Below are 20041 nucleotides of genomic sequence, written 5' to 3'. Positions count from 1 at the left end.
TCCAACCTCTCTTTGCGCGCATGAATCGGCGCACTCAGGCCAGGCAGGGTGACTGCCCGGCGTATATACGCCGTGTGCGACGTATCGGTTACAACAGCCCGGTCATGTGTGCCGGGCAGGGTCCTAGAGCTCCTATGTCTGCACGGAGTTACAAGGTTGTTGTCCCGCAGGCATAGTTGTCATCAGCCACTCTAGCCCTCACCGCAAGGCGATGCGTAGCCGCAGCCCGGGCACTCCAGTTGTATTTCGCCGTCATACTGGTTCTGTGACGAAAAGCCGCTGCACAGCGGGCCGGCCGCACCCGATGTGACGCAGAATATGCTGCACGGCGGGGGCGGCAGCTTGAAGCGCAGGCACAAAGGGTGTTGGCTTGGGGAGTAATGGAAATCACTATGTGCACTGCATATCTAAGGCATTGGAGGAACACGTGAGCGAGGCCGACGCCGCCACTTCGGTAAATGTGGCGGAAAAATTGGGTTTCAAGAATGGGGATCTGATTCAGGAGTTCGGTTACGACGACGATGTCGATTTCGACTTGCGTGACGATATAGAGGACCTCACCGGTTCGGAGTTGCTGGACGAGGACGACCACGAAGTTGCGGACGCCGTCATCTTCTGGTGGCGCGACGGCGACGGCGACCTGGTGGACAGCCTCATGGATTCGCTGACGACGCTGGGGGAGAACGGCGTCGTCTGGCTGCTGACCCCCAAGTCCGGCCGCGACGGCTACGTCTCGCCGGCGGACATCCAGGAGGCCGCGCCCACCGCCGGCCTGCACGTCACCACGTCCGCAGGTGTGTCCAAGGACTGGAGCGCCAGCCGCCTGGTGAGCAGGAAGAACAAGTGACGGCAGCGCTTGCCGCTGCCTCTGCTGCTGTCCCTGCGGTCGGCGTGACGGCCCCCGACTTCGAGCTTTCCAACCAATACGGCGAGCCGGTCCGGCTTTCGTCGTTCCGCGGCCAGAACGTGGTCCTGGTTTTCTACCCCTTCGCGTTCTCGGGAATCTGCACCGGTGAACTGTGCGAAATCCGGGACAACCTGGCTGTGTTCGAGAACGCGGACGCCACGGTCCTTGCCATCTCGGTCGACAGCAAGTTCAGCCTCCGCGCCTACGCTGAGCAGGAAGGGTACGGATTCGACCTGCTGGCAGACTTCTGGCCCCATGGCGGCGTCGCTTCCTCCTACGGTGTTTTCGACGAAGAGACCGGGATGGCCAGGCGCGGCACGTTCATCATCGATGCGGCGGGAACAATCCGGTACACGGTGGTGAACCCGAGGGGCCAGGCCAGGGACTTCGAGGAGTACCGCGCGGCACTTGCCGGGCTGGCGGAGGCCTGAGCGGGCATGGAAGGGCAGCGGCACGGGGTAGGCCTGACGGGCTTTGCCAGCATGCCGCCGGCACCCGCCGCCGCCCCCTCCAGCCAGGACCTTGAGGTGCTCCGCAGGATCCGGGACCTCCTGGGCGGAATGCGCTTCGCGCTGCTGACGGGCGCCGGGCTCAGCACTGATTCAGGCATCCCCGACTACCGGGGCCCGGGCTCGCCGCCCCGTACCCCAATGACCTACCAGGAGTTTGTCCGCGAAGCAGCGAACCGGCAACGGTACTGGGCACGGAACCATATCGGCTGGTCACACCTTCGGCACGCGGATCCGAATCCAGGGCACTTTGCGGCCGCCCACCTCGAACGGCGGGGCTACCTCACGGGCCTGATTACGCAGAACGTGGACCGCCTCCATGAGGATGCCGGCAGTTCGAACGTCATCGACCTCCACGGCAGGTTCGACCAGGTGGTCTGCCTCGACTGCACCCGCACCTATTCCCGGAAGCTCCTGGCCGGCATGCTGGCCGAACTCAATCCGGATTTCCTTGAACGGGCTGCGGCCACCGGTCTCGTGGAGATGGCGCCCGACGCAGATGCCACCGTGGAGGACCGGGCGCTGATCAGCAGTTTCGTCGTCGCTGCCTGCCCGGCATGCGGCGGAACCCTGAAGCCGGACTTTGTCTATTTTGGCGAGAACGTTCCCAAAGACCGGGTGGAGAAGGCCTACGCGATGGTGGACGCGGCTGCCGCCGTGGTGGTGGCCGGTTCCTCGCTGACCGTGATGAGCGGTTTGCGGTTTGTGCGGCACGCCGCCAAGGACGGCAAACCTGTGGTGATCATCAACCGGGGCGAAACCCGCGGGGATGACAAAGCCACCATCAAGCTGGAAGCGGGCGTTTCGGAGTCGCTTACCTGGCTTGCCGGGAACCTGCCGCCGCTCTGACATGCTGGTCCGTGCAGCAGCCCCTGCGCCGATTCGCGTTTGGGGCTCCGCGTCAGGTAGAGTCTATGTTCGTTGGTTGCGGCGGAAACGCCGGATTCAGCGCCTTGGGTCTTTAGCTCAGCTGGTAGAGCGCCACGTTTACACCGTGGATGTCATCGGTTCGATCCCGGTAGGACCCACCACAAAAACCCCGCATTTCCTGCCTTCCAGGCTCACGGAACTGCGGGGTTTTTTCGTTGGCGGCACAGCCGAATGTCAGACCCCCGCCATAGCTTTGCAGTCATGGAACACGTGATAGTCCGCAGGGGCGGAGATGGAATGCCGACGGCGGTGGTCTGCCGGGGACGGGAATGGTCCGTGGGTGCCGAGCCGGTGAGATGGTTCGAACGGATTAACTGGTGGGAGACCCACCGGAGGATGCCAAAGGGCAGAAGCCGCGTGGACGTGGAGATCCTGCAGGTCCAGGTGCGGCTGGGAAGCAACCGGAACTCCGCCCTGACCACCATGGTGCTGGAACGTGACGGACTCGGGGGCGGCTGGCGCCTGCGGGAGTCCCTGGCCGGCGCGGCGTAGCACCAGTCCCAAGGGAAGGGCCTGCGTGCGGGCATTGGAAAACCCTCCACCGCGACTATTGGGGGATGCCGCGGTGGAGGGCCTGAGTTGAATATACCGTGAACTGCAGGAAACAAAAAGTTACCGTTGAATGTGTCTGCAGCATTACCCGGGGCCGGAGTCTTGGGTCACGGCCGTCAGCGGCGGACCGGGATGAAGACGCGCGGCTGCTCGGTCCAGGTATCGGCCATCCGGGCCATGGTCCGGCGAAGGATCCGGTCGGAACCTTCCCTCGCCGCCGCGGCGTCGCCCCTGGCGATCGCTTCCGCCACGTCCACGTGCCACTGCAGGGCAGCCTCGTTGGGGTGGTCGGGCATGAGGCCGTGCACCGTTCGGCCGGTCAGCGTCTCCGCCACCTGGCCCATGAGGTTGGCGAACATCTCATTGCCGGAGCCGGAAAGCAGGAGGGAATGGAACTGGATATCCAGGTCCAGGAAGCGCGGCACCTCACCGTTGAGGCCGGCGTCGCGCATGGCATAGGCCACGTCCACCAGCTCGAGCCTCAGCGGGGCCGGCGCGTTCTGGGCGGCCAACTCGGCCGCGGCAGGTTCAACGGCCGCCCGCAGCTCAGCGAGGGAGCGAAGCTGCGCGCCGCGGGCGTCGCTGGCAAGCCGCCACCGGATGACCTGCGGATCGAAGGGATTCCAGCGGCTGGGCGGCAGGACCCGGATGCCCACCCGCTTCGTGGTCTCCACCAGCCCCAGCGACTGCAGGACGCGGACTGCTTCACGGATGACGGACCGGGAAACCTTGAGTTCGTCTTCAAGCTGCTCTGCGAGCATGACATGGCCAGCAGGCAACTCGCCTGCGATGATGCGGGTGCCAAGATTTTCGATGGCACGGTGGTGCAGGCTGCTGGTCATGCCGTTAAGCCTAGTGGGAACGGGCCCGGCGGCCAGGCTGGAGGCGGCCGGCGGCGACACAAAGCATTCCAGTATCCGGTTGCCCCTTTCCTCATACCTCCGGAATATATATGCTTTATTCCGACCCTGGTCATGGCGGGCGGCTTCGACGAGGCTGCCGCCATTCGTCCTGAAGCAATGAATTGGAGTTTTGATGTCTGCACACATCGGTGTCACCGGCCTTGCGGTGATGGGTGCCAACCTGGCCCGCAACCTCGCGCGGAACGGCTTCACCGTCGCCCTGCACAACAGGTCCGTGGAGAAGACCGACGCACTGCTGGAGCGGTACGGATCCGAAGGCGACTTCATCCGCACCGAAACCCTGCAGGAACTGGTCGACTCACTGGAGAAGCCCCGGCGCGTGCTGATCATGGTCAAGGCCGGCAAGCCGGTGGACTCGGTCATCGAACAGCTCGAGCCGCTGCTCGAACCGGGCGACATCATCATCGACGCCGGCAACTCCCACTATGAGGACACCCGCCGGCGCGAAGCCGCGCTGGCCAAGAAGGACCTGCACTTCGTGGGCGTGGGTGTCTCCGGCGGCGAGGAGGGCGCACTGAACGGCCCGTCCATCATGCCGGGCGGCTCCAAGGAGTCCTACAAGGCCCTCGGCCCGCTGCTGGAAAAGATTTCCGCCAAGGTTGACGGCGAGCCCTGCTGCGCATGGGTGGGCACCGACGGCGCCGGCCACTTCGTCAAAATGGTCCACAACGGCATCGAATACGCGGACATGCAGGTCATCGGCGAGGCGTTTGACCTGCTGCGCTCCGGGGCCGGAATCGAACCCGCCGAGCAGGCCAAAATTTTCTCGGAATGGAACAAGGGCGAGCTCTCCTCCTTCCTGATCGAAATCTCCGCCGAAGTCCTGGGCCACGTTGACGCCAAGACCGGCAAGCCGTTCGTCGACGTCGTGGTGGACGCGGCCGGACAGAAGGGCACCGGCCGCTGGACCGTCATCTCCGCCCTGGAGCTCGGTTCCCCGGTGTCCGGCATCGCCGAGTCCGTCTTCGCCCGTGCACTCTCCTCGCAGGCCGGCCAGCGCAAGCTGGGCCAGGAACTGCTGGAAGGCGGGGAAGCCGCCGTCGAGATCCCGGACACCTTCGTCGAGGACGTCCGCCAGGCGCTCTACGCGTCAAAGCTGGTCTCCTACGCGCAGGGACTGGACATGCTGACCTCGGCAGCCAAGGAATACGGCTGGGACCTGAAGCTGGACGAGATCGCTTCCCTGTGGCGTGCGGGCTGCATCATCCGTGCGGAACTGCTCAAGGACATCACCAAGCCTACGCCGCGGACGAGAAGCCGGCCAACCTGCTGTTCGCCCCGGCCTTCACGAAGGCCATCGCCGATGCCCTGCCGGCATGGCGGCGCGTGGTGGCCACCGCAGTCCAGCTCGGAATTCCCGTCCCGGTATTCTCCTCCTCGCTGGCCTACTACGACGGCCTGCGCCGCAAGCGTGTTGCTGCCGCCCTGATCCAGGGACAGCGCGACCTGTTCGGTGCGCACACCTACGGCCGGATCGACGCCGAAGGCACGTTCCACACCCTGTGGGGCGAGGACAAGTCCGAAATCGAAGCGGTGGACACCCACTAGCCAGTCCAGCGGCAAACGGCCGGCAGTTCCTGGAGATCTCCAGGAACTGCCGGCCGTTACTGTTTGTTTGTCTTACGGGATGCCAGCAGAATGGCGGCAGGTTAGATCCGGTATTCGATGTCGTACTCGGCCGGGTCCACCGCGGGCTTGGTCTCCCGCTGCGCGTCGCGGTGCCGCCACTTGGCAGGAACACCGGTGACGATTGACTCCGGCGGCGCGTCCTTAACGACGACGGCGTTCGCGCCCACGGCGCTGTCCCGTCCAATGGTGATCGGTCCCAGGATCTTGGCCCCGGCGCCAATGGTGACGCGGTCGCCAATGGTGGGGTGCCGCTTGATGCGCGCCAGGGAGCGGCCGCCGAGGGTCACACCGTGGTACATCATGACGTCCTCGCCGATTTCGGCAGTCTCACCTATGACCACGCCCATGCCGTGGTCGATGAAGAACCGGCGGCCGATGGTGGCGCCCGGATGGATCTCGATGCCGGTCGCGAACCTGCCCAGCTGGGAGATCAGCCGGGCCGGGAACCGGAGGGCAGGATTCTGCCACAGCCGGTGCGTCAGCCGGTGGATCCAGATGGCATGCAGGCCGGAGTAAGCGAAAAAGTTCTCAAAAGAACCTCGAGCCGCCGGGTCATGGGACCGGGCGGCGTCGAGGTCTTCCTTCAGTCTTGCGAAAAAGCCCACAAAGTTCTTTCTACAGGAAACGGGCGGAAAGCGGCCTGATCAGCCCCGGATGTCGTCATAGAGCACGGTGGAGATGTAACGCTCGCCGAAGTCGCACACGACGGCGACGATCAGCTTGCCCTTGTTCTCGGGCCGCTTGGCCAGCTCCAGCGCGCCCCAGACAATGGCGCCCGAGGAGATGCCGCCCAGGATGCCTTCCTTGACGCCGAGGTCGCGGGCAACGCGCACGGAATCCTCCAGCGTGGCGTCGAGGACCTCGTCGTAGACGTTGGTGTCGAGGATTTCGGGGACAAAGTTGGCGCCGATGCCCTGGATCTTGTGCGGGCCGGGGGCGCCGCCGTTGAGGATGGCCGAGTCCTTGGGTTCGATGGCCACGATCTGGACGCCGGGCTTGCGCTCCTTCAGGACCTGTCCGACGCCGGTGACCGTTCCGCCGGTGCCGACGCCGGCAACGAAGATGTCCACCTCGCCGTCGGTGTCGGCCCAGATCTCTTCGGCCGTGGTGGTGCGGTGGATCTCCGGGTTGGCCTCGTTCGCGAACTGGCGCGCCCAGATGGCGTTCTCCGTGTTGGCAACGATTTCCTGGGCCTTCTCCACGGCACCGCGCATGCCTTCGGAGCCGGGGGTCAGGACGATCTCGGCACCGAAGGCGCGCAGCATGACCCGGCGCTCGGTGGACATGGTCTCGGGCATGGTGAGGATGACCTTGTAGCCGCGTGCAGCACCCACCATGGCCAGGGCGATGCCAGTGTTGCCGGAGGTGCCTTCCACGATGGTTCCGCCCGGCTTCAGGGCACCGGACTTCTCGGCGGCGTCGACGATGGCCACGCCAATACGGTCCTTGACGCTGTTGGCAGGGTTGTAGAACTCCAGCTTCACGGCGACAGTGGCTTCCAGCCCCTCGCTGAGCCGGTTGAGCCTGACCAGCGGAGTGCCGCCGACCAGCTGCGTTACATCGTCATAGATCCGTGCCATGTACATACGCCTATCTCTGAAGGGTGGATACTGAGGTCAGCCTAACGAGGCGGCGTAACCGTGGCTAAGCGTTAAGCCATGCAGAGTAATATTTCCTGGCCTTGGCCAGCTTGGGGTTGATGATCACCTGGCAGTACCCCTGCTCCGGATGCTTGGCGTAATAGTTCTGGTGGAACTCTTCTGCCACATAGAAGCGCGGAAGCCGGCTGACTTCGGTGACGATCGGATCCCGCCACAGCTCCTGGTTCCGTTCGATCGCCTCCTCGAACAGGATCTTCTCTTCCGTGGTTTCGTAGAACATCGACGAACGGTACTGCGTGCCGACGTCGTACCCCTGGCGGTTCAGGGTGGTGGGGTCATGGAGGGCGAAGAACATGTCAAGGATGACCTCGGCCGGGATGATGTCCTCGTCGAAGGTCACGGCCACGACCTCGGCATGGCCAGTGGTTCCGCTGCAGACGGAGTAATAGTCGGGGTGGGGGTCGTGCCCGCCGGTGTAGCCGGACACCACCGAGGTGACGCCCGTGGTCTTCTGGTAGACAGCGTCAAGGCACCAAAAGCAGCCTCCGCCCAGAACAAAAGTTTTCATGACCTCTTCAATGGTTGGCGGGCCCGGATGATTCCCCTGCCGGCTGCGCTACCCGTCACGGTACGGGGGCGACCACGGCGGATGGGGTAAAACTAAGACTATGGAACCTGTGGACACCGACGTTACCGGCCCCGAAGACCACAACGACGGCGACGCCCCCTCGGACACGGCGGCGGCCGGTACGGCGGAGGCTCCAAGCCTGGGCGACCTGCTGCTGGCGGTGGAGGAACTCTGGCCCGAATCCCTGGCCGAAGACTGGGACGAGGTGGGACTCGTTGCGGGCCACCCGTCCACTCCCGTCACCAAGGTGATGTTCGCGGTGGACCCTACGCTGGAGGTCATCGAGGAAGCCGTGGATTGGGGCGCCGAACTCCTCATCACCCACCATCCGCTCCTCCTCAAGGGGGTCACCTCGGTTGCCGCCACCACGGCGAAGGGAAGGGCAGTCCACCGGCTCATCGAGTCGGGTACGGCACTCCTGACGGTGCACACCAACGGTGACTCCGCCGTCGGAGGCGTTTCTGACGTGCTGGCAGACGCCCTGGGACTCCGGGACGTGGCGCCCCTGACCGTTGCCGCCAACGGGCTGCCGGAAGAGGGCATCGGCCGGGTCGGCGACCTGGCGGATGCCATGACCCTGGGTGAGTTTGCCGCCCGCGTCTTCGGGATCCTGCCGTCCGTGGCCGGCGGCGTCCGGGTGTCCGGCGACAAGGACGGCCTGGTGCGGCGCATCGCCGTCTGCGGCGGCGCAGGCGACTCGCTGCTCAACGAGGTCCGGGCCAGCAACGCGGATGTCTACGTCACGGCCGACCTCCGGCACCACCCCGCATCCGAAGCCCGGGAGTCGGCGCTGAACGGCCGGCCGTACCTCGTGGACGTCTCGCACTTCGCCAGCGAATGGCTCTGGCTGCCGGCCGCGGCAGCCGCCCTGGGCAACGTCCTCGCGGACCAGGGCCACGACGTCGAAATCCAGGTCAGTAACACCAACAGCGATCCGTGGGACTTCATACTCACTCCGGGCTAAGCCGGGGGAGCAGGCCACGCGCTAGAGTCAAGGAAGCGCCTGCAGGGTGCCCGGCTCCGGCCGGAAGGGATCAAGCGGAGGTAATAGTGGCGAAGGCAGCACCGGCGGAACAGTTGAAGTTGCTCGAACTGCAGGGGCTGGACGCCAGGCTTAAGTCTCTCGCCACCCGCCGCCGGGCGCTGGAGAACGATCCGCGGATCAAGGACCTCGAAGCCGCCCTCTCGGTTGCCAACGGCGAACTTGGCGCAGCCAAGGTGGCCGTCCACGACGCAGAATCCGAGTTGAAGCGTGCCGAGGCGGACGTGGAACAGGTGGCCACCCGCATCGAACGGGACGAGGCAAGGCTCAACAGCGGCACCGGCCTGTCCAAGGACCTGGTGGCCCTCCAAAAGGACATTGCGTCGCTGAACAAGCGCCGCTCCGACCTGGAGGACGTGGAGCTGGAAATCCTGGAAAGGCTGGACACCCTCCGGGCCCGCCAGGCAGCCCAGCAGGTCATCGTTGACGACATCCAGGGTTCTTTCGGCGGTATACGCGCCGAGCTGGACGAGGCCATCGCCGGGGTCGACGCGGAAGCCGCCGGGGTCCGGGCCAGGCGGGATGAATTCGCGCAGGGACTCGACGCCCCACTGCTTGCCGTCTACGAGAAGACGCTCGCGAAGCGGGGCGTCGGCGCTGCCCGGCTGTTCCACGGAACGTCGGAGGCTTCCGGCATGAAGCTCAGCCCCGGCGACCTCGCCGAGATCAAGGCAGCCTCCGCGGACGACATTGTCTTCTGCCCCGATTCCGGCGCCATCCTGGTGCGTTCGGAGGAGTGGGCCTGACCTGCCGGGCTTTCAGTCCTGCAGGATGATGTTCAGGGCGTGCGGCTTCCGCGCCGATCCCGCAACCAGCTCCGCATCCCATTTCTCCCGTGCCGCGCCCAGAAGCTGTTCGGGGCTGGCAGGAGCCTTCCCGCGACGGACCAGCAGGTGGCGTGCGAGCTCACCACGGGTGTGCTTGGCGAAGTGGCTGACCACCTTGCGCACGCCGCCGGTCTCCGTGAAGACATTGACCGCGACCGTCCGGGCAGGGGGCGGGGTCCACGCGGCTGCGTAGGTGCTGGACCTGCAGTCCACCAGCAGGTGGCCCTCCACCGCCCCGCCGAGTGCGTCCGCCAGGAGCGGCTTCCAGAACGGGGCGAGCCGGCCGACGTCGGGCAGTGCAGTCCCCATTGAGAGCCGGTAGGCAGGGACGCTGTCGCCGAAACGCAACGCTCCCCACAGCGCCGAAATGACCAGCACCGATTCGTCTGCCTTGCGGCGCTGGGCCGGGGTGAGGCTCCGGTAGCCGAGGGCGTCGTACAGGACGCCGGAATAGATCGTGTGTGCCGGTGCCGCCGGCTCCGCGTGGAGCCGGGTGTTGCGGCGGACGTCGTCGCTCAGCGATGCTCCCACCCCCAGGAGCGCAAGGGCGTCCTCGTGCGCGCTGACGGTCCCCAGCGCCTCGAGGACTTTGGCGCGGTAGGGGTTGAGGGCGGGGAAGCCCAGGGACTGCCAGTCGACGGCGGCACCGCGGACTGCCGGCGTCTTGCCTTCGGAGGGGGGAAGCAGAATAAGCACCGTCCGATCCTACCGGCGGCGGAAAGGACGCCCCGCGCCGGTAGACTGGTTGAGGATGGGACAGCCAGACGGCCGCGCGCCACGCAAGTGGCTCGAGGAACGTCCGGGCTCCACAGGGCAGGGTGGTGGGTAACGCCCACTCGGGGTAACCCGCAGGCAAGTGCCACAGAGAACAGACCGCCCGCATCCTTGTCCGTGGACGGGGGAGCGCGGGTAAGGGTGAAACGGTGGTGTAAGAGACCACCAGCTTCCCGGGTGACCGGGAAGGCTAGGTAAACCCCACCCGGAGCAAGGCCAGACAGGACACGTTTGAGGGCTGCCCGCCCGAGTGTCCGGGTAGGCCGCTGGAGGGTACCGGCAACGGTACTCGTAGATGGATGGCCGTCGCTCCACTTCCGGCAACGGAAGCGGGGAACAGAACCCGGCGTATCGGCTGTCCCGTCCATCAACCGGTTTGACCTTGGAAGTTTTGTTGGTGATCCTGAACCGTGCCCGCAAATACTGATCGCCACCCGGACAGCCAACCGGCCCGTGGTGCCACTCCCGGCCGCGCCAGGCAGGCGCTTGCCCTGCTGGGCTTCCTGGCCCTTTCCCTGGCCGCGTGGGCGCTGGCCTCGGTTCCCATCATCCTGCATTCGCCCGGCTGGTTCGCGGAGTCAGTCAAGGCGCCCTGGATGCCACCGGGATGGATGTTCCGCTCCATGTGGATCGCGCTCTACATCGGCGTCGCCGTTGCCGCTTGGCTGGTCTGGCGAAAAGGTGCCCTGACCAGGGGGACGCTGGCCTGCTATGTCGTCCAGCTGGTGCTTAATGCAGGGTGGCCGCTGGCGTTCTTCGGACTGTATCCCGTCCTGGGGACCGCTGCCCTGTGGGTCGCGTTCGCCGTCATCGCCGGCCTGGCAGTGACCCTGGTCTTACTGATCATGCGGTTCGGACCGGTCAGCGCAGGTGCCGGGTTACTGGTGCTGCCCTACTTCTCCTGGGTGGTCTTTTCCGCCAGCCTCAACCTCTATTCGGCCCTGCACAATTAGCTTGCCCGGCCGTGTGAGTGATTTCACGCGCCTGCAGCCTGTTGCGGGGCGCGGGCCAATTTAGAATGGATAGCGGACGTAGGGGTTCTTCCGCCGGGAGTTGCGTTCGCAGCCGGCGGTTTTTCTTTGCACACGATCCATGCGCCTGGGGGCCGAACCCTGCAGGCGTGGGTGCCCCTGGACATCATCCGGTGGCCGACATCCGCGTACGAGGACGTATGCGGCTGAACCGAGGAAGGTATTTCTGTGAGCCAGACGTCAGATTCTTGTCTTGATACATGGATGGGCCGGGAGGCCCTCGCCGAGGCCATGATTCCGGTGATCGGCCGGCTGTACCGCGAGAACAACGTGGTGACCAGCATCCATGGCCGGAGCCTGATCAACAAGTCCACCATGAACATCCTCAAGGCGCACCGCTTCGCGCGCCGGATGAGCAAGGACGAATTGCTCCTTGAAGAGACTGCCCCGCTGCTGAACACCCTGGCCGGGCTTGAGCTGGGCGCGGCTGCGATCGACATTGCCCGCCTGAACCAGAAGTTCAAGGAAGAGGGCGACGGCGCCACCCTGGAGGAGTTCCTCCGTGCCGAGCTCGCCGAGATCGTGGGCAAGCGCGGCGCTGACGAGCGCACCAGCACTGACGTGGTGCTGTACGGCTTTGGCCGGATCGGCCGGCTCCTGGCCCGCCTCCTGATCGAAAAGGCCGGTGGCGGCCATGGCCTGCGCCTGCGCGCCATCGTGGTGCGCCGCGGTTCCGACAACGACCTGGCCAAGCGTGCCAGCCTGCTGCGCCGCGACTCCGTGCACGGCTCCTTCGAAGGCACCATCCGCATCGACGAGGAAGCCAACACGATCACGGCCAACGGCGTCCGGATCCAGGTCATCTACTCGAACGATCCGGCAACCATCGACTACACCGCCTACGGCATCAGCAACGCCCTGGTGGTGGACAACACCGGCCGCTGGCGCGACGCCGAAGGCCTGTCCCAGCACCTGCAGAGCAAGGGTGTTGCACGGGTTCTGCTGACCGCGCCGGGCAAGGGCGAGCTGAAGAACATCGTCCACGGCATCAACCACGGCACCATCGAGGACACGGACACCATCGTCTCCGCGGCGTCCTGCACCACCAACGCCATCACCCCCGTCCTGAAGGCCCTCAACGACAAGTTCGGCGTGGTCCACGGCCACGTGGAAACCGTGCACTCCTTCACCAACGACCAGAACCTGATCGACAACTTCCACAAGGGTGACCGACGCGGCCGCTCCGCTGCCCTGAACATGGTGATTACCGAGACCGGTGCTGCCAAGGCCGTCGCCAAGGCACTGCCCGAACTGCTGGGCAAGCTCACCGGCAGCTCCATCCGCGTTCCCACCCCGGACGTCTCCCTGGCCATCCTGAACCTGACACTCGAGAACGGGACCACCAAGGACGAGGTGAACAACTACCTCCGCGAGATGTCGCTGCACTCGGACCTGCGCAAGCAGATCGACTACATCGATTCCCCCGAGGTGGTCTCCACCGACTTCGTCGGTTCCCGCCGCGCCGGCATCGTGGACGGCCTGGCTACCGTCTCCACCGACAAGAACCTCGTGGTCTACGTCTGGTACGACAACGAATTCGGCTACAGCTGCCAGGTGGTCCGCGTGATGGAAGAGATGGCCGGCGTCAACCCGCCGTCCTACCCCGCCAAGGAAAGCGCCAAGGCGCTGGCGGCCATCGCCGTCTAGCCATTCGCGGGTCACGCTAATTCCCGGCTGGTTCTCTGGAATCAGCCGGGAATCGGGACCACACTAATGGCATGGAAAAAGATTCGACGCTCCAGCACGACACCACCCTGGAACACGCACTCGACGTCGCCAAGGCAAACCACAAGGAAGCCGTCCGGCTCCTTGAGCGGGCACGCGCGGCACACCAGGCAGGCGACGTCGGCGAGGACAGGGTACGCCAGCTCGAGGGCCTCCTGGCCATTGCCGAAGAGGATCTGCGGCGGGTGATGCGGGAGCAGTAACCGCTCCACCCGATCCGTCACCTGCCCTCCACACTGTGGAAAACGGCAAGGTGGAGTTCTCGCTGCCCTAGGCTCGTGGGGTGCAGGACGTCAGCCGCCGGCAGGGAAAGCCGTGACTGTGAGCTGGTCCGCCTACCGGCGGGCCCGCCGCCGCGCGCGCCAGGCGTGGGTCATTCTGGCACTGGCCGCGGTTTCCATCGTTGGGGGCTTTGCCTGGTTCTTTAGCGCGGGCCAGTTCGCCCTCGCGGAACCGGCGCCGGCAGGTCCTTCCGAGGCCCCCGTCTTCGATCCCGCGTGGATGAAGCCGGTGGTACCAGTCCACCCGGTCCCCGGCGGACGTGCCCTTGACGCTTTGGACACGCTGCCGGTCAAGGGCCGGGCAGGCAAGGGCGGCTACGACCGGGAAGCCTTCGGCCAGGCCTGGTCCGACGTGGACCGGAACGGCTGCGATACCCGCAACGACATCCTCCGCCGCGACTTGGCGGACGTTGTTTTCGCTGAGGGCTCCAGATGCCGGGTCTCGGCCGGCCGCTTCCATGAGCCCTACACCGGCCAGCACGTCGAATTCCGCCGCGGCCAGGACAGCAGCAGGGCTGTGCAGGTGGACCACGTCGTGGCCCTGGCGGACGCCTGGCAAAAGGGCGCCCAGCAGTTGACTCCCGGCCAGCGCCAGAGCCTCGCTAATGACCCCTTGAACCTCATCGCCGCGGACGGGCCGGCCAACCAGCAGAAAAGCGCTGGCGACGCCGCCACCTGGCTTCCTGCAAACAAGTCCATCAGGTGCCATTACGTGGCACGACAGATTTCCGTGAAGGCCGCCTACGGCCTCTGGGTAACCGGCGCGGAGAAGGACGCGATGAAGCGCGTCCTCGGCTCCTGTCCGGACCAGCAGACGGTGCGGGCCCGCTGACAGCCTCTCCGTGCCTGGAGGCAGCGGCCAGCTAGTGTCCGAACGGGTCCGGATCCACTCCCGGCATCCAGGTCAAGCCGGGCACGCCCCAGCCGTTCTTCTTGGCCTGTTTCATCGCCTTGCGGGAGTAGCGGTCCATGAGACGGTTGACGTAGAGCTTTCCGTCCAGGTGGTCGTATTCGTGCTGGATGACCCTGGCGAACCAGCCGGTTGCCTCGAACTTCACCGGCTGCCCGAACCCGTCGAAGCCTTCAACCCGGGCCCATTCGGCACGCTTGAGCGGATACACCTCCCCGGGAAAGGACAGGCAGCCCTCTTCCTCCTCGTCCGGGTCCGGAGCGGCGCCGGAGATTTTTGACAGCGTCAGGACCGGGTTGACCAGGACGCCGGTGGGTGGAGCGCCGTCGTCGTTTGCGTACTTGTAGACAAAGATCCGCTTACCGACGCCGATCTGGGGGGCCGCGAGGCCTACGCCGTTGGCTGCATCGTTGGTTTCAAACATGTCGGCGATTAGGGCGCGCAGGTCGTCGTCGAACACCTCAACCTCGGAGGCCCGGCGGTGCAGCACGGGTTCTCCCCAGATGGTGATTGGCAGAACGGTCATGTCAGTGGTCCTTCGGCTTGCGGCCCTGGCCGGGGGCCTGGGACGATGCTGCAACAACAAAGGAGGCCGTACCGGATATCCGATACGGCCTCCTTTTTGGACGGCTACTGCCGTCCCGTGAGGGTGAGCGACGGGGGTTGAACCCGCGACCTCCTGGACCACAACCAGGCGCTCTGCCAACTGAGCTACGCCCACCATGTTTCCCGCAGAAAGACCGGCTTCCCGGCCCCCTGGAAAGGCAACTCAAATAGCTTACCTGCTCTTCAGGGGTGCTTTGTCCACTTTTGGCCTTTTCGGGAAAAATTCCTGCAAACGTGGCGCAGATTACGCTTCCGGCAGCCCGGCCGTTTCCCCTGCCGTGATCCGGCGGGCAATCTGCTGGGCCGTCACGCTGTCCGGACCCGGGGCGGGGACGAACACGGCCTCGCGGTAGTAGCGGAGTTCGTCGATGGAATCCTTGATGTCCCCCAGGGCCCGGTGGCCGCCCTTCTTGGCGGGGGACTGGAAGTAGGCGCGTGCGTACCAGCGGCGGGACAGTTCCTTGATGGTGCTGACGTCGATGACCCGGTAGTGCAGGTGTTCCACCACGGCTGGCATGTCCCTGGAAAGGAACACCCGGTCAGTCCCTACCGAGTTGCCGCCCAGCGGAGCCTTCCGCGGGTCCGGCACCCATTCCGCGATGTACTCCATCACTGCCGCCTCTGCCTCGGCCATGGTCTTGCCGAACGGAAGCTCCTTCAGCAGGCCGGACTTGGTATGCATATCCCGGACGAAATCGTTCATCTGGGCAAGAGCGGCATCGTCCGGCTTAATGACCACATCCACGCCGTCACCAAGGACGTTCAGTTCAGAATCGGTGACCAGGGCCGCCACCTCGATCAGGGCATCGTTCTTGATGTCCAAACCGGTCATTTCGCAGTCGATCCAGACGATTCGTTCGTTAGAGATAGGCACCGGACCAGCCTACCGTTACACCTCCCGGCATCCGGCCGGTGCTAGGATTTCGGTACGCGGCGGGTCGCCCTGCTGTCGGACGAAAAGCGCCCCCGGACGGCTGTGCTGCCTGCCGGGCACAAGCCGCTCACACGCAAAAAGATTGGACGATCCTGAGATGACGGCGCCTTTGCCCGCGGCGGGGGAGTTGGCGGCCGCCGCCACCGCCGGAGCGGGCACCGCCGGAATGGACAATCCCCGCTTCCCGCTCCTGGCCGGCTTCGTTGGTTCCATGTTCCTGCTGGTCGGCTCGCTGGGCGTGGGCTGCTCGCCCCCGTCTCGGAGCTGCGCCGGATGCCCCTGTTCATCTGGATGCGCGCCGAGGCAGCCGGAGTGGCCCTCTCCATCGTGCTGCTGGCCGTGGGGGCCATGCTGCTGGTGCGGGCCTGGCTGCGGCTGGGGCAGATCGTCCACGTCTGGGGAGCCGAGGCGCGCAGCGCCACCCTGAAGGCTGTGGTGGCGTGGGGGCTGCCCATGATGTTCTGCGTGCCGCTGTTCAGCCGTGACGTCTATGCGTACATCGGCCAGGGCCGGCTCATGGTGGAAGGCTTCAACCCGTACGAGAACGGCATCTCGGCGCTGTCCAATTACTTCCAGCTGGGCGCGGACAAGATGTGGACGGAAGCACCCGTTCCCTACGGCCAGCTGTTCCTGTGGATTGAGCAGTTGGTGGTGTGGTCCACGAACGTCCAGCCGGAAGCCAGCGTGATGCTGTTCCGGCTGGTGGCGGTGGCCGGCGTAATCCTCTGCGTCATCTACGTGCCCAAACTTGCCGAACTGCACGGGATCAACCCGCACCGCGCCCTGTGGCTGACCGCCGCGAACCCGCTCTTCCTGACCAACTTCATCGCCAGCGTCCACAATGATGCGCTGATGATCGGCCTGGCTCTGGCCGGGCTGTACTACTCGGCCACCCGGCGGGCCATCCGGGGCATCGTGCTGGTTACCCTGTCCATCGCGGTCAAACCCATCACCATCGTGTTCCTCCCGTTCATCGGCCTGCTCTGGGCCGGCCGGGAGGCGGGCTGGGCGCGGAAGTTCGTGTTCTGGGCCCTGACCGGCGGGCTGAGCCTGGCCCTGCTGACCCTCATGGCCCTGGTCAACGGCTTCGGTTTTGGCTGGATCAGCGGGCTCTCCGCCCCCGGCAGCATCTCCATCTGGTACGCGCCCGTCGGGCTCATCGGAATGGTGGTGGCCTCGCTGGCCAACTCCTTCGGCTTCGACGGATCCGTGCCGGCCGGCTGGGTTTTCAATGCCGGAAAGCTGCTGGCTGTGGCTGTCGTCTGCTGGCAGATTTTCCGGGGCGACTATGACCGTCTCATGCGGCGCCTGACGCTGGCGCTCGCTGCCGTGGTGCTGCTGGCCCCCATCATCCAGGCCTGGTACGTGGTGTGGCTCATCCCGCTGTTTGCCGTCACCGGCATCCGCAATGACTGGCAGGTCAAGGCACTCTACTTTGTGGTGTCCTTCTTCATGATCTACGCCATCTCCGACCAGCTGGAGGTCTTCCCCTACCTGCAGACCGAGGACCTCGGTTTCGCGCTCGCCCTGGCTCGGGTTGCCGCGGCGGTGACCGGGCTGCTGTTCGGGCTTTACCTGATCTTCTGGGATCCGCAAACCAAGCGGCTGTTCCGCAAAGCCGGCGGGCCCGTCGTCGAGCGTCCCGTGATCTAGGCGCCCGTCGCTTCTTCTGTCCGGCTGTACGGCTGGCACCGGTTCAGCGCGGTACGCCTGCAGGGCCTTTGGACTCTTACTGGAGACGCCCGGCGCGGCGTAAGCTCGGGCCGTCCGGAAGTGTTAGGAGGCCCGGCATGGGATCCGGCAGGCAAGGCCCCAAGTCCTATTCCGTTGCAGCAGGCAAGCCAGGCGGGGCAATGAGGAAAGTGGTGGGCGTCTTCGGGGTATTGGCAGCAATGGCCGGAGTTGAGCATGGCGTGGGGGAAATCCTCCAGGGGCCGGTGGCACCGGACGGCCCGGTCTTCCGTTCCTGGCCCGGCAACGAAGCGTTCGAGGTGCTGGACGGGGAGCCTGCCCTGACCGTAATTCCGAACCTGCTGGCTTCCGGCATCGCATCCGTGCTGGTGGCCGCATTGCTGGGAGCCTGGGCAGTTACTGGTATGCGCCGGCGCCATGGGCCGTTGCTGCTGGCCGGGCTCTCGCTGCTGCTTCTGGCTGTGGGCGGCGGATTCGGCCCGCCGCTGCTGGGGCTCATCCTCGCAGCTGGCGCCTCCAGACTGGGGTTTCCCGCCAGGAGCCCGGGCGCGATATCGCATTCGTTGGCTGCGGTCTACCCGTGGGCGTTTGGCGCAGGCTTGCTGGGCTACCTCGGGCTGGTCCCGGGGACAGTGGTTCTGCAGGCCGTGTGGGGACCTCCGGCCGAAGCTGTTGTATATGGACTCATGATGCTGGCCTTCGGCGGGGTAATCCTGACGCTTGCAGCAGCGCGGGCCAGATGCCGGATTGAGGCCTGGCAGAAAGTGGTGCCGTTGCCCCCGCGATACGGAACCGCGGCCTGAGAGCCAGCCGGCGGGCCCGTCGTCGAGCGTCCCGTGATCTAGGCCGGACTTTCCTGCCCGATCCGCCGCAGGGCCTCCCTGCGGGTCAACGGGCTCATCCGGGACGCGTGTGCGGCAACGAAGGCCGCCACCCATGCCGGCGCCGTCTTCGCGTACTCCCGCAGCGCCCAGCCGATCGCTTTGCGGATGAAGAACTCGGGGTCGGCCAGGTTCGCTTCGATAACCTCCGCGAGCAGTGCGGCGTCGGTGGCGTCCTTCGCCTTGAGCTGGGCTGTGATGGAAGCCCGCCTGATCCAAAAATCGGTGTCCCTGCTCCAGCTGCGGAGCACCGCCGACATCTCCGGCCGGTGTGCCTGCAGCAGCCCGCAGAGCCGGCCGGACACTCCATCCGCGAAATCCCACCACGCCCCGCTCCGGATGATCTCCTCATATACCGGGAGCATCTGCAGGTCCCCGGCCACCAGCCGGCCTCCGGTCAGGTCGATGGCTGCGTACCGTTCCTCCCGGAAGCCCGCGGTGCGCCACAACTCCAGTACGGTGGCGCGGAGTTGCTCCGGCGAGGTAAAGGGCGCGGCCGCAACAGCTGACGCCACCACCTTGCGGACTTCCGGCACCCGCACCCCCAGCGCCGGCTCGCTGGACTTCATGTAGGCCTGCATGCCGGCAGCCCGGGCAGGATCTGCCCGCTCCCGAAGGGCGTTCCGGATCAGGCGGAGGACAGCCTCGTTGATCCGTTCCCCGGTGCCCATGTCCGCCACTCTAACCTGCAGGCCACCCGAAGGGTTGCGGTAAGCTGGTGAGCGCTAACAACCTACTTTCCGGGGATCACTTTGGCCGCTACTGAATTCACCATCGCCTCGGGCCCCTACACGGCCCTGATCACCGCACGCGGGGGAGCGCTCCGCAACTTACGGCACCGCGGGCGGGACCTTGTGGTCGGCTTCGGTGCTGACGGCCCCATTCCCGACTACCGCGGCGTCATCTGTGCGCCCTGGCCCAACCGCCTTGAGGACGGAAAGTACACCTACGCCGGGCAGGACTACGAGGCGCCAGTGAATGAGCCGGAGAGGAGGTCCGCGCTCCATGGCCTTGCTACGGACCAGGTGTGGGAAGTCCTGGCCGCCGGCGGAAGTGAAGTGACCCTGGGTTTCCGCGTGGAACCCGGACCGGCCTTTCCTTCGCAACTGGACCTGACGGCCACGTATGCCCTCTCGGCGGACGGCCTGCACAGCACCGTGAAGGCCATCAATACGGGCAAGGCCGCCGCACCCTACGGTGTGTGCCCCCACCCCTATCTGGTGGCCGGGCCTGCGCCGCTGGACTACTGGTCACTCGAAATTCCTGCCGGCGAGTTCCTCGAGGTGACGCCGGACCGGTTGCTGCCCGTGGGGATGCGGAGCGTTGAACGGCATGCGTTCGACTTCCGCGCGCCGCGCCGCGTGGGGCCGCTGAAGATAGACCATGCCTTCACCGGCATCACCCGGGACAAGGATGGGCAGGCATGTGTACGGGTGACGGACCCGGCGGGAACGGGAGTGGAACTGGCCTGGGGCCCCGAGTGGCCGTGGGTCCAGGTCCACACGGCGGACAAGCCCGCAGGTCCGGACAGGCTGGGCCTTGCCGTGGAGCCGATGACCTGCCCGCCGGACGCCTTCAACTCGGGCCGGGACGTGGTGCACCTGCAGCCGGGCGGTTCCCACTCGGCGTCGTGGACCATCCGTGCCACCGGTTGACGGC

The 20041-nt window shown here is 65.8% G+C and carries 21 protein-coding genes, 2 tRNA genes, 1 other RNA gene and 1 pseudogene; 16 read left to right on the top strand and 9 right to left on the bottom strand.

Annotation, left to right across the window (positions count from 1 at the left end):
* Positions 1–427: 427 nt before the first annotated feature.
* The 5 genes from G205_RS01255 (at position 428) to G205_RS01235 (ending at position 2838) form a co-directional block, all read left to right on the top strand.
* Entirely contained in the window at positions 428–847 is a 420-nt protein-coding gene (locus G205_RS01255; RefSeq protein ID WP_009372916.1) for a DUF3052 domain-containing protein, read from the top strand.
* Positions 844–1338 carry a peroxiredoxin gene (locus tag G205_RS01250; RefSeq protein ID WP_009372915.1) on the top strand — a complete coding sequence of 165 codons (495 nt, stop codon included), beginning with the start codon at positions 844–846 and terminating at the stop codon, positions 1336–1338. The genes G205_RS01255 and G205_RS01250 overlap by 4 nt, the downstream gene beginning before the upstream one ends.
* Before the next feature lie 6 nt (positions 1339–1344).
* A complete protein-coding gene (locus tag G205_RS01245; RefSeq protein WP_009372914.1) occupies positions 1345–2265 on the top strand; it encodes an NAD-dependent protein deacetylase in 921 nt (306 codons plus the stop codon).
* A 106-nt stretch (positions 2266–2371) separates the two neighbouring features.
* Positions 2372–2447, top strand: a tRNA-Val gene (locus G205_RS01240).
* A gap of 100 nt (positions 2448–2547) precedes the next feature.
* Positions 2548–2838, top strand: a complete 291-nt coding sequence (locus G205_RS01235) for a hypothetical protein (protein WP_035751654.1) — start codon at positions 2548–2550, stop codon at positions 2836–2838.
* Positions 2839–3014: 176 nt separating this feature from the next.
* On the opposite strand, the gene G205_RS01230 is transcribed toward G205_RS01235, so the two are convergent.
* Positions 3015–3740: a FadR/GntR family transcriptional regulator gene (locus G205_RS01230; protein WP_009372912.1), complete on the bottom strand. Its 726-nt coding sequence runs from the start codon at positions 3738–3740 to the stop codon at positions 3015–3017.
* 193 nt (positions 3741–3933) lie between these two features.
* Between G205_RS01230 and gndA the strand changes: the two are divergent.
* Positions 3934–5369 (top strand): annotated as a pseudogene (gene gndA / locus G205_RS01225) (NADP-dependent phosphogluconate dehydrogenase).
* A gap of 101 nt (positions 5370–5470) precedes the next feature.
* Here the strand turns inward: gndA and epsC are convergent.
* From epsC to msrA, 3 genes are all read right to left on the bottom strand, one after another.
* Positions 5471–6055 (bottom strand): serine O-acetyltransferase EpsC, encoded by a 585-nt coding sequence (gene epsC / locus G205_RS01220; RefSeq protein ID WP_009372911.1) that lies wholly within the window; start codon positions 6053–6055, stop codon positions 5471–5473.
* A gap of 39 nt (positions 6056–6094) precedes the next feature.
* Entirely contained in the window at positions 6095–7030 is a 936-nt protein-coding gene (cysK, locus tag G205_RS01215; RefSeq protein ID WP_009372910.1) for a cysteine synthase A, read from the bottom strand.
* A gap of 64 nt (positions 7031–7094) precedes the next feature.
* Positions 7095–7619, bottom strand: a complete 525-nt coding sequence (gene msrA / locus G205_RS01210; RefSeq protein WP_009372909.1) for a peptide-methionine (S)-S-oxide reductase MsrA — start codon at positions 7617–7619, stop codon at positions 7095–7097.
* A gap of 100 nt (positions 7620–7719) precedes the next feature.
* Between msrA and G205_RS01205 the strand changes: the two genes are divergently transcribed.
* Together G205_RS01205 and G205_RS01200 are read left to right on the top strand one after the other, a co-directional pair.
* The gene (locus G205_RS01205) at positions 7720–8643 is read left to right on the top strand and encodes a Nif3-like dinuclear metal center hexameric protein (RefSeq protein WP_200859119.1); all 924 of its coding nucleotides are present in this window, start codon (positions 7720–7722) and stop codon (positions 8641–8643) included.
* An 86-nt stretch (positions 8644–8729) separates the two neighbouring features.
* Positions 8730–9467 carry a zinc ribbon domain-containing protein gene (locus G205_RS01200; RefSeq protein ID WP_009372907.1) on the top strand — a complete coding sequence of 246 codons (738 nt, stop codon included), beginning with the start codon at positions 8730–8732 and terminating at the stop codon, positions 9465–9467.
* 12 nt (positions 9468–9479) lie between these two features.
* Here the strand turns inward: G205_RS01200 and G205_RS01195 are convergent, their stop codons facing one another.
* Complete coding sequence (locus G205_RS01195; RefSeq protein ID WP_009372906.1) at positions 9480–10244, bottom strand: YaaA family protein; 765 nt, start codon at positions 10242–10244, stop codon at positions 9480–9482.
* A 56-nt stretch (positions 10245–10300) separates the two neighbouring features.
* On the opposite strand from G205_RS01195, the gene rnpB reads away from it, so the two are divergent.
* The 5 genes from rnpB (at position 10301) to G205_RS01175 (ending at position 14191) form a co-directional block, all read left to right on the top strand.
* Positions 10301–10689: RNase P RNA component class A (gene rnpB / locus G205_RS20515), an RNA gene on the top strand.
* A 43-nt stretch (positions 10690–10732) separates the two neighbouring features.
* Positions 10733–11275, top strand: coding sequence for a TspO/MBR family protein (locus tag G205_RS01190; RefSeq protein WP_009372905.1), 543 nt, complete (start codon positions 10733–10735; stop codon positions 11273–11275).
* Positions 11276–11521: 246 nt separating this feature from the next.
* Positions 11522–13000: a glyceraldehyde-3-phosphate dehydrogenase gene (locus G205_RS01185; protein WP_083874976.1), complete on the top strand. Its 1479-nt coding sequence runs from the start codon at positions 11522–11524 to the stop codon at positions 12998–13000.
* A gap of 71 nt (positions 13001–13071) precedes the next feature.
* Entirely contained in the window at positions 13072–13281 is a 210-nt protein-coding gene (locus G205_RS01180; protein WP_009372903.1) for a hypothetical protein, read from the top strand.
* Positions 13282–13393: 112 nt separating this feature from the next.
* Positions 13394–14191, top strand: coding sequence for an HNH endonuclease family protein (locus G205_RS01175; protein WP_035751650.1), 798 nt, complete (start codon positions 13394–13396; stop codon positions 14189–14191).
* Between the two features lie 31 nt (positions 14192–14222).
* Here the strand turns inward: G205_RS01175 and def are convergent, their stop codons facing one another.
* From def to orn, 3 genes are all read right to left on the bottom strand, one after another.
* Entirely contained in the window at positions 14223–14795 is a 573-nt protein-coding gene (def, locus tag G205_RS01170) for a peptide deformylase (RefSeq protein ID WP_009372901.1), read from the bottom strand.
* 122 nt (positions 14796–14917) lie between these two features.
* Positions 14918–14990: transfer RNA gene (locus G205_RS01165), tRNA-His, on the bottom strand.
* 129 nt (positions 14991–15119) lie between these two features.
* Entirely contained in the window at positions 15120–15749 is a 630-nt protein-coding gene (gene orn, locus G205_RS01160; protein WP_083874975.1) for an oligoribonuclease, read from the bottom strand.
* Positions 15750–16082: 333 nt separating this feature from the next.
* Between orn and mptB the strand changes: the two genes are divergently transcribed.
* Together mptB and G205_RS01150 are read left to right on the top strand one after the other, a co-directional pair.
* A complete protein-coding gene (gene mptB, locus G205_RS01155) occupies positions 16083–17462 on the top strand; it encodes a polyprenol phosphomannose-dependent alpha 1,6 mannosyltransferase MptB (RefSeq protein WP_009372899.1) in 1380 nt (459 codons plus the stop codon).
* A 200-nt stretch (positions 17463–17662) separates the two neighbouring features.
* Positions 17663–18304, top strand: a complete 642-nt coding sequence (locus G205_RS01150) for a hypothetical protein (protein ID WP_235046734.1) — start codon at positions 17663–17665, stop codon at positions 18302–18304.
* Between the two features lie 38 nt (positions 18305–18342).
* On the opposite strand, the gene G205_RS01145 is transcribed toward G205_RS01150, so the two are convergent.
* Positions 18343–19053 carry a DNA alkylation repair protein gene (locus tag G205_RS01145; protein ID WP_009372897.1) on the bottom strand — a complete coding sequence of 237 codons (711 nt, stop codon included), beginning with the start codon at positions 19051–19053 and terminating at the stop codon, positions 18343–18345.
* Positions 19054–19134: 81 nt separating this feature from the next.
* Between G205_RS01145 and G205_RS01140 the strand changes: the two genes are divergently transcribed.
* The gene (locus tag G205_RS01140; RefSeq protein ID WP_009372896.1) at positions 19135–20037 is read left to right on the top strand and encodes an aldose 1-epimerase family protein; all 903 of its coding nucleotides are present in this window, start codon (positions 19135–19137) and stop codon (positions 20035–20037) included.
* Positions 20038–20041 lie beyond the last annotated feature (4 nt).

Origin of the sequence: Arthrobacter nitrophenolicus (assembly GCF_000332815.1) — a bacterium.
GTDB lineage: Bacteria > Actinomycetota > Actinomycetes > Actinomycetales > Micrococcaceae > Arthrobacter > Arthrobacter nitrophenolicus.
The sequence above is the reverse complement of the archived record's forward strand: the minus strand, read 5'-3'. Positions and strand labels throughout refer to the sequence as shown.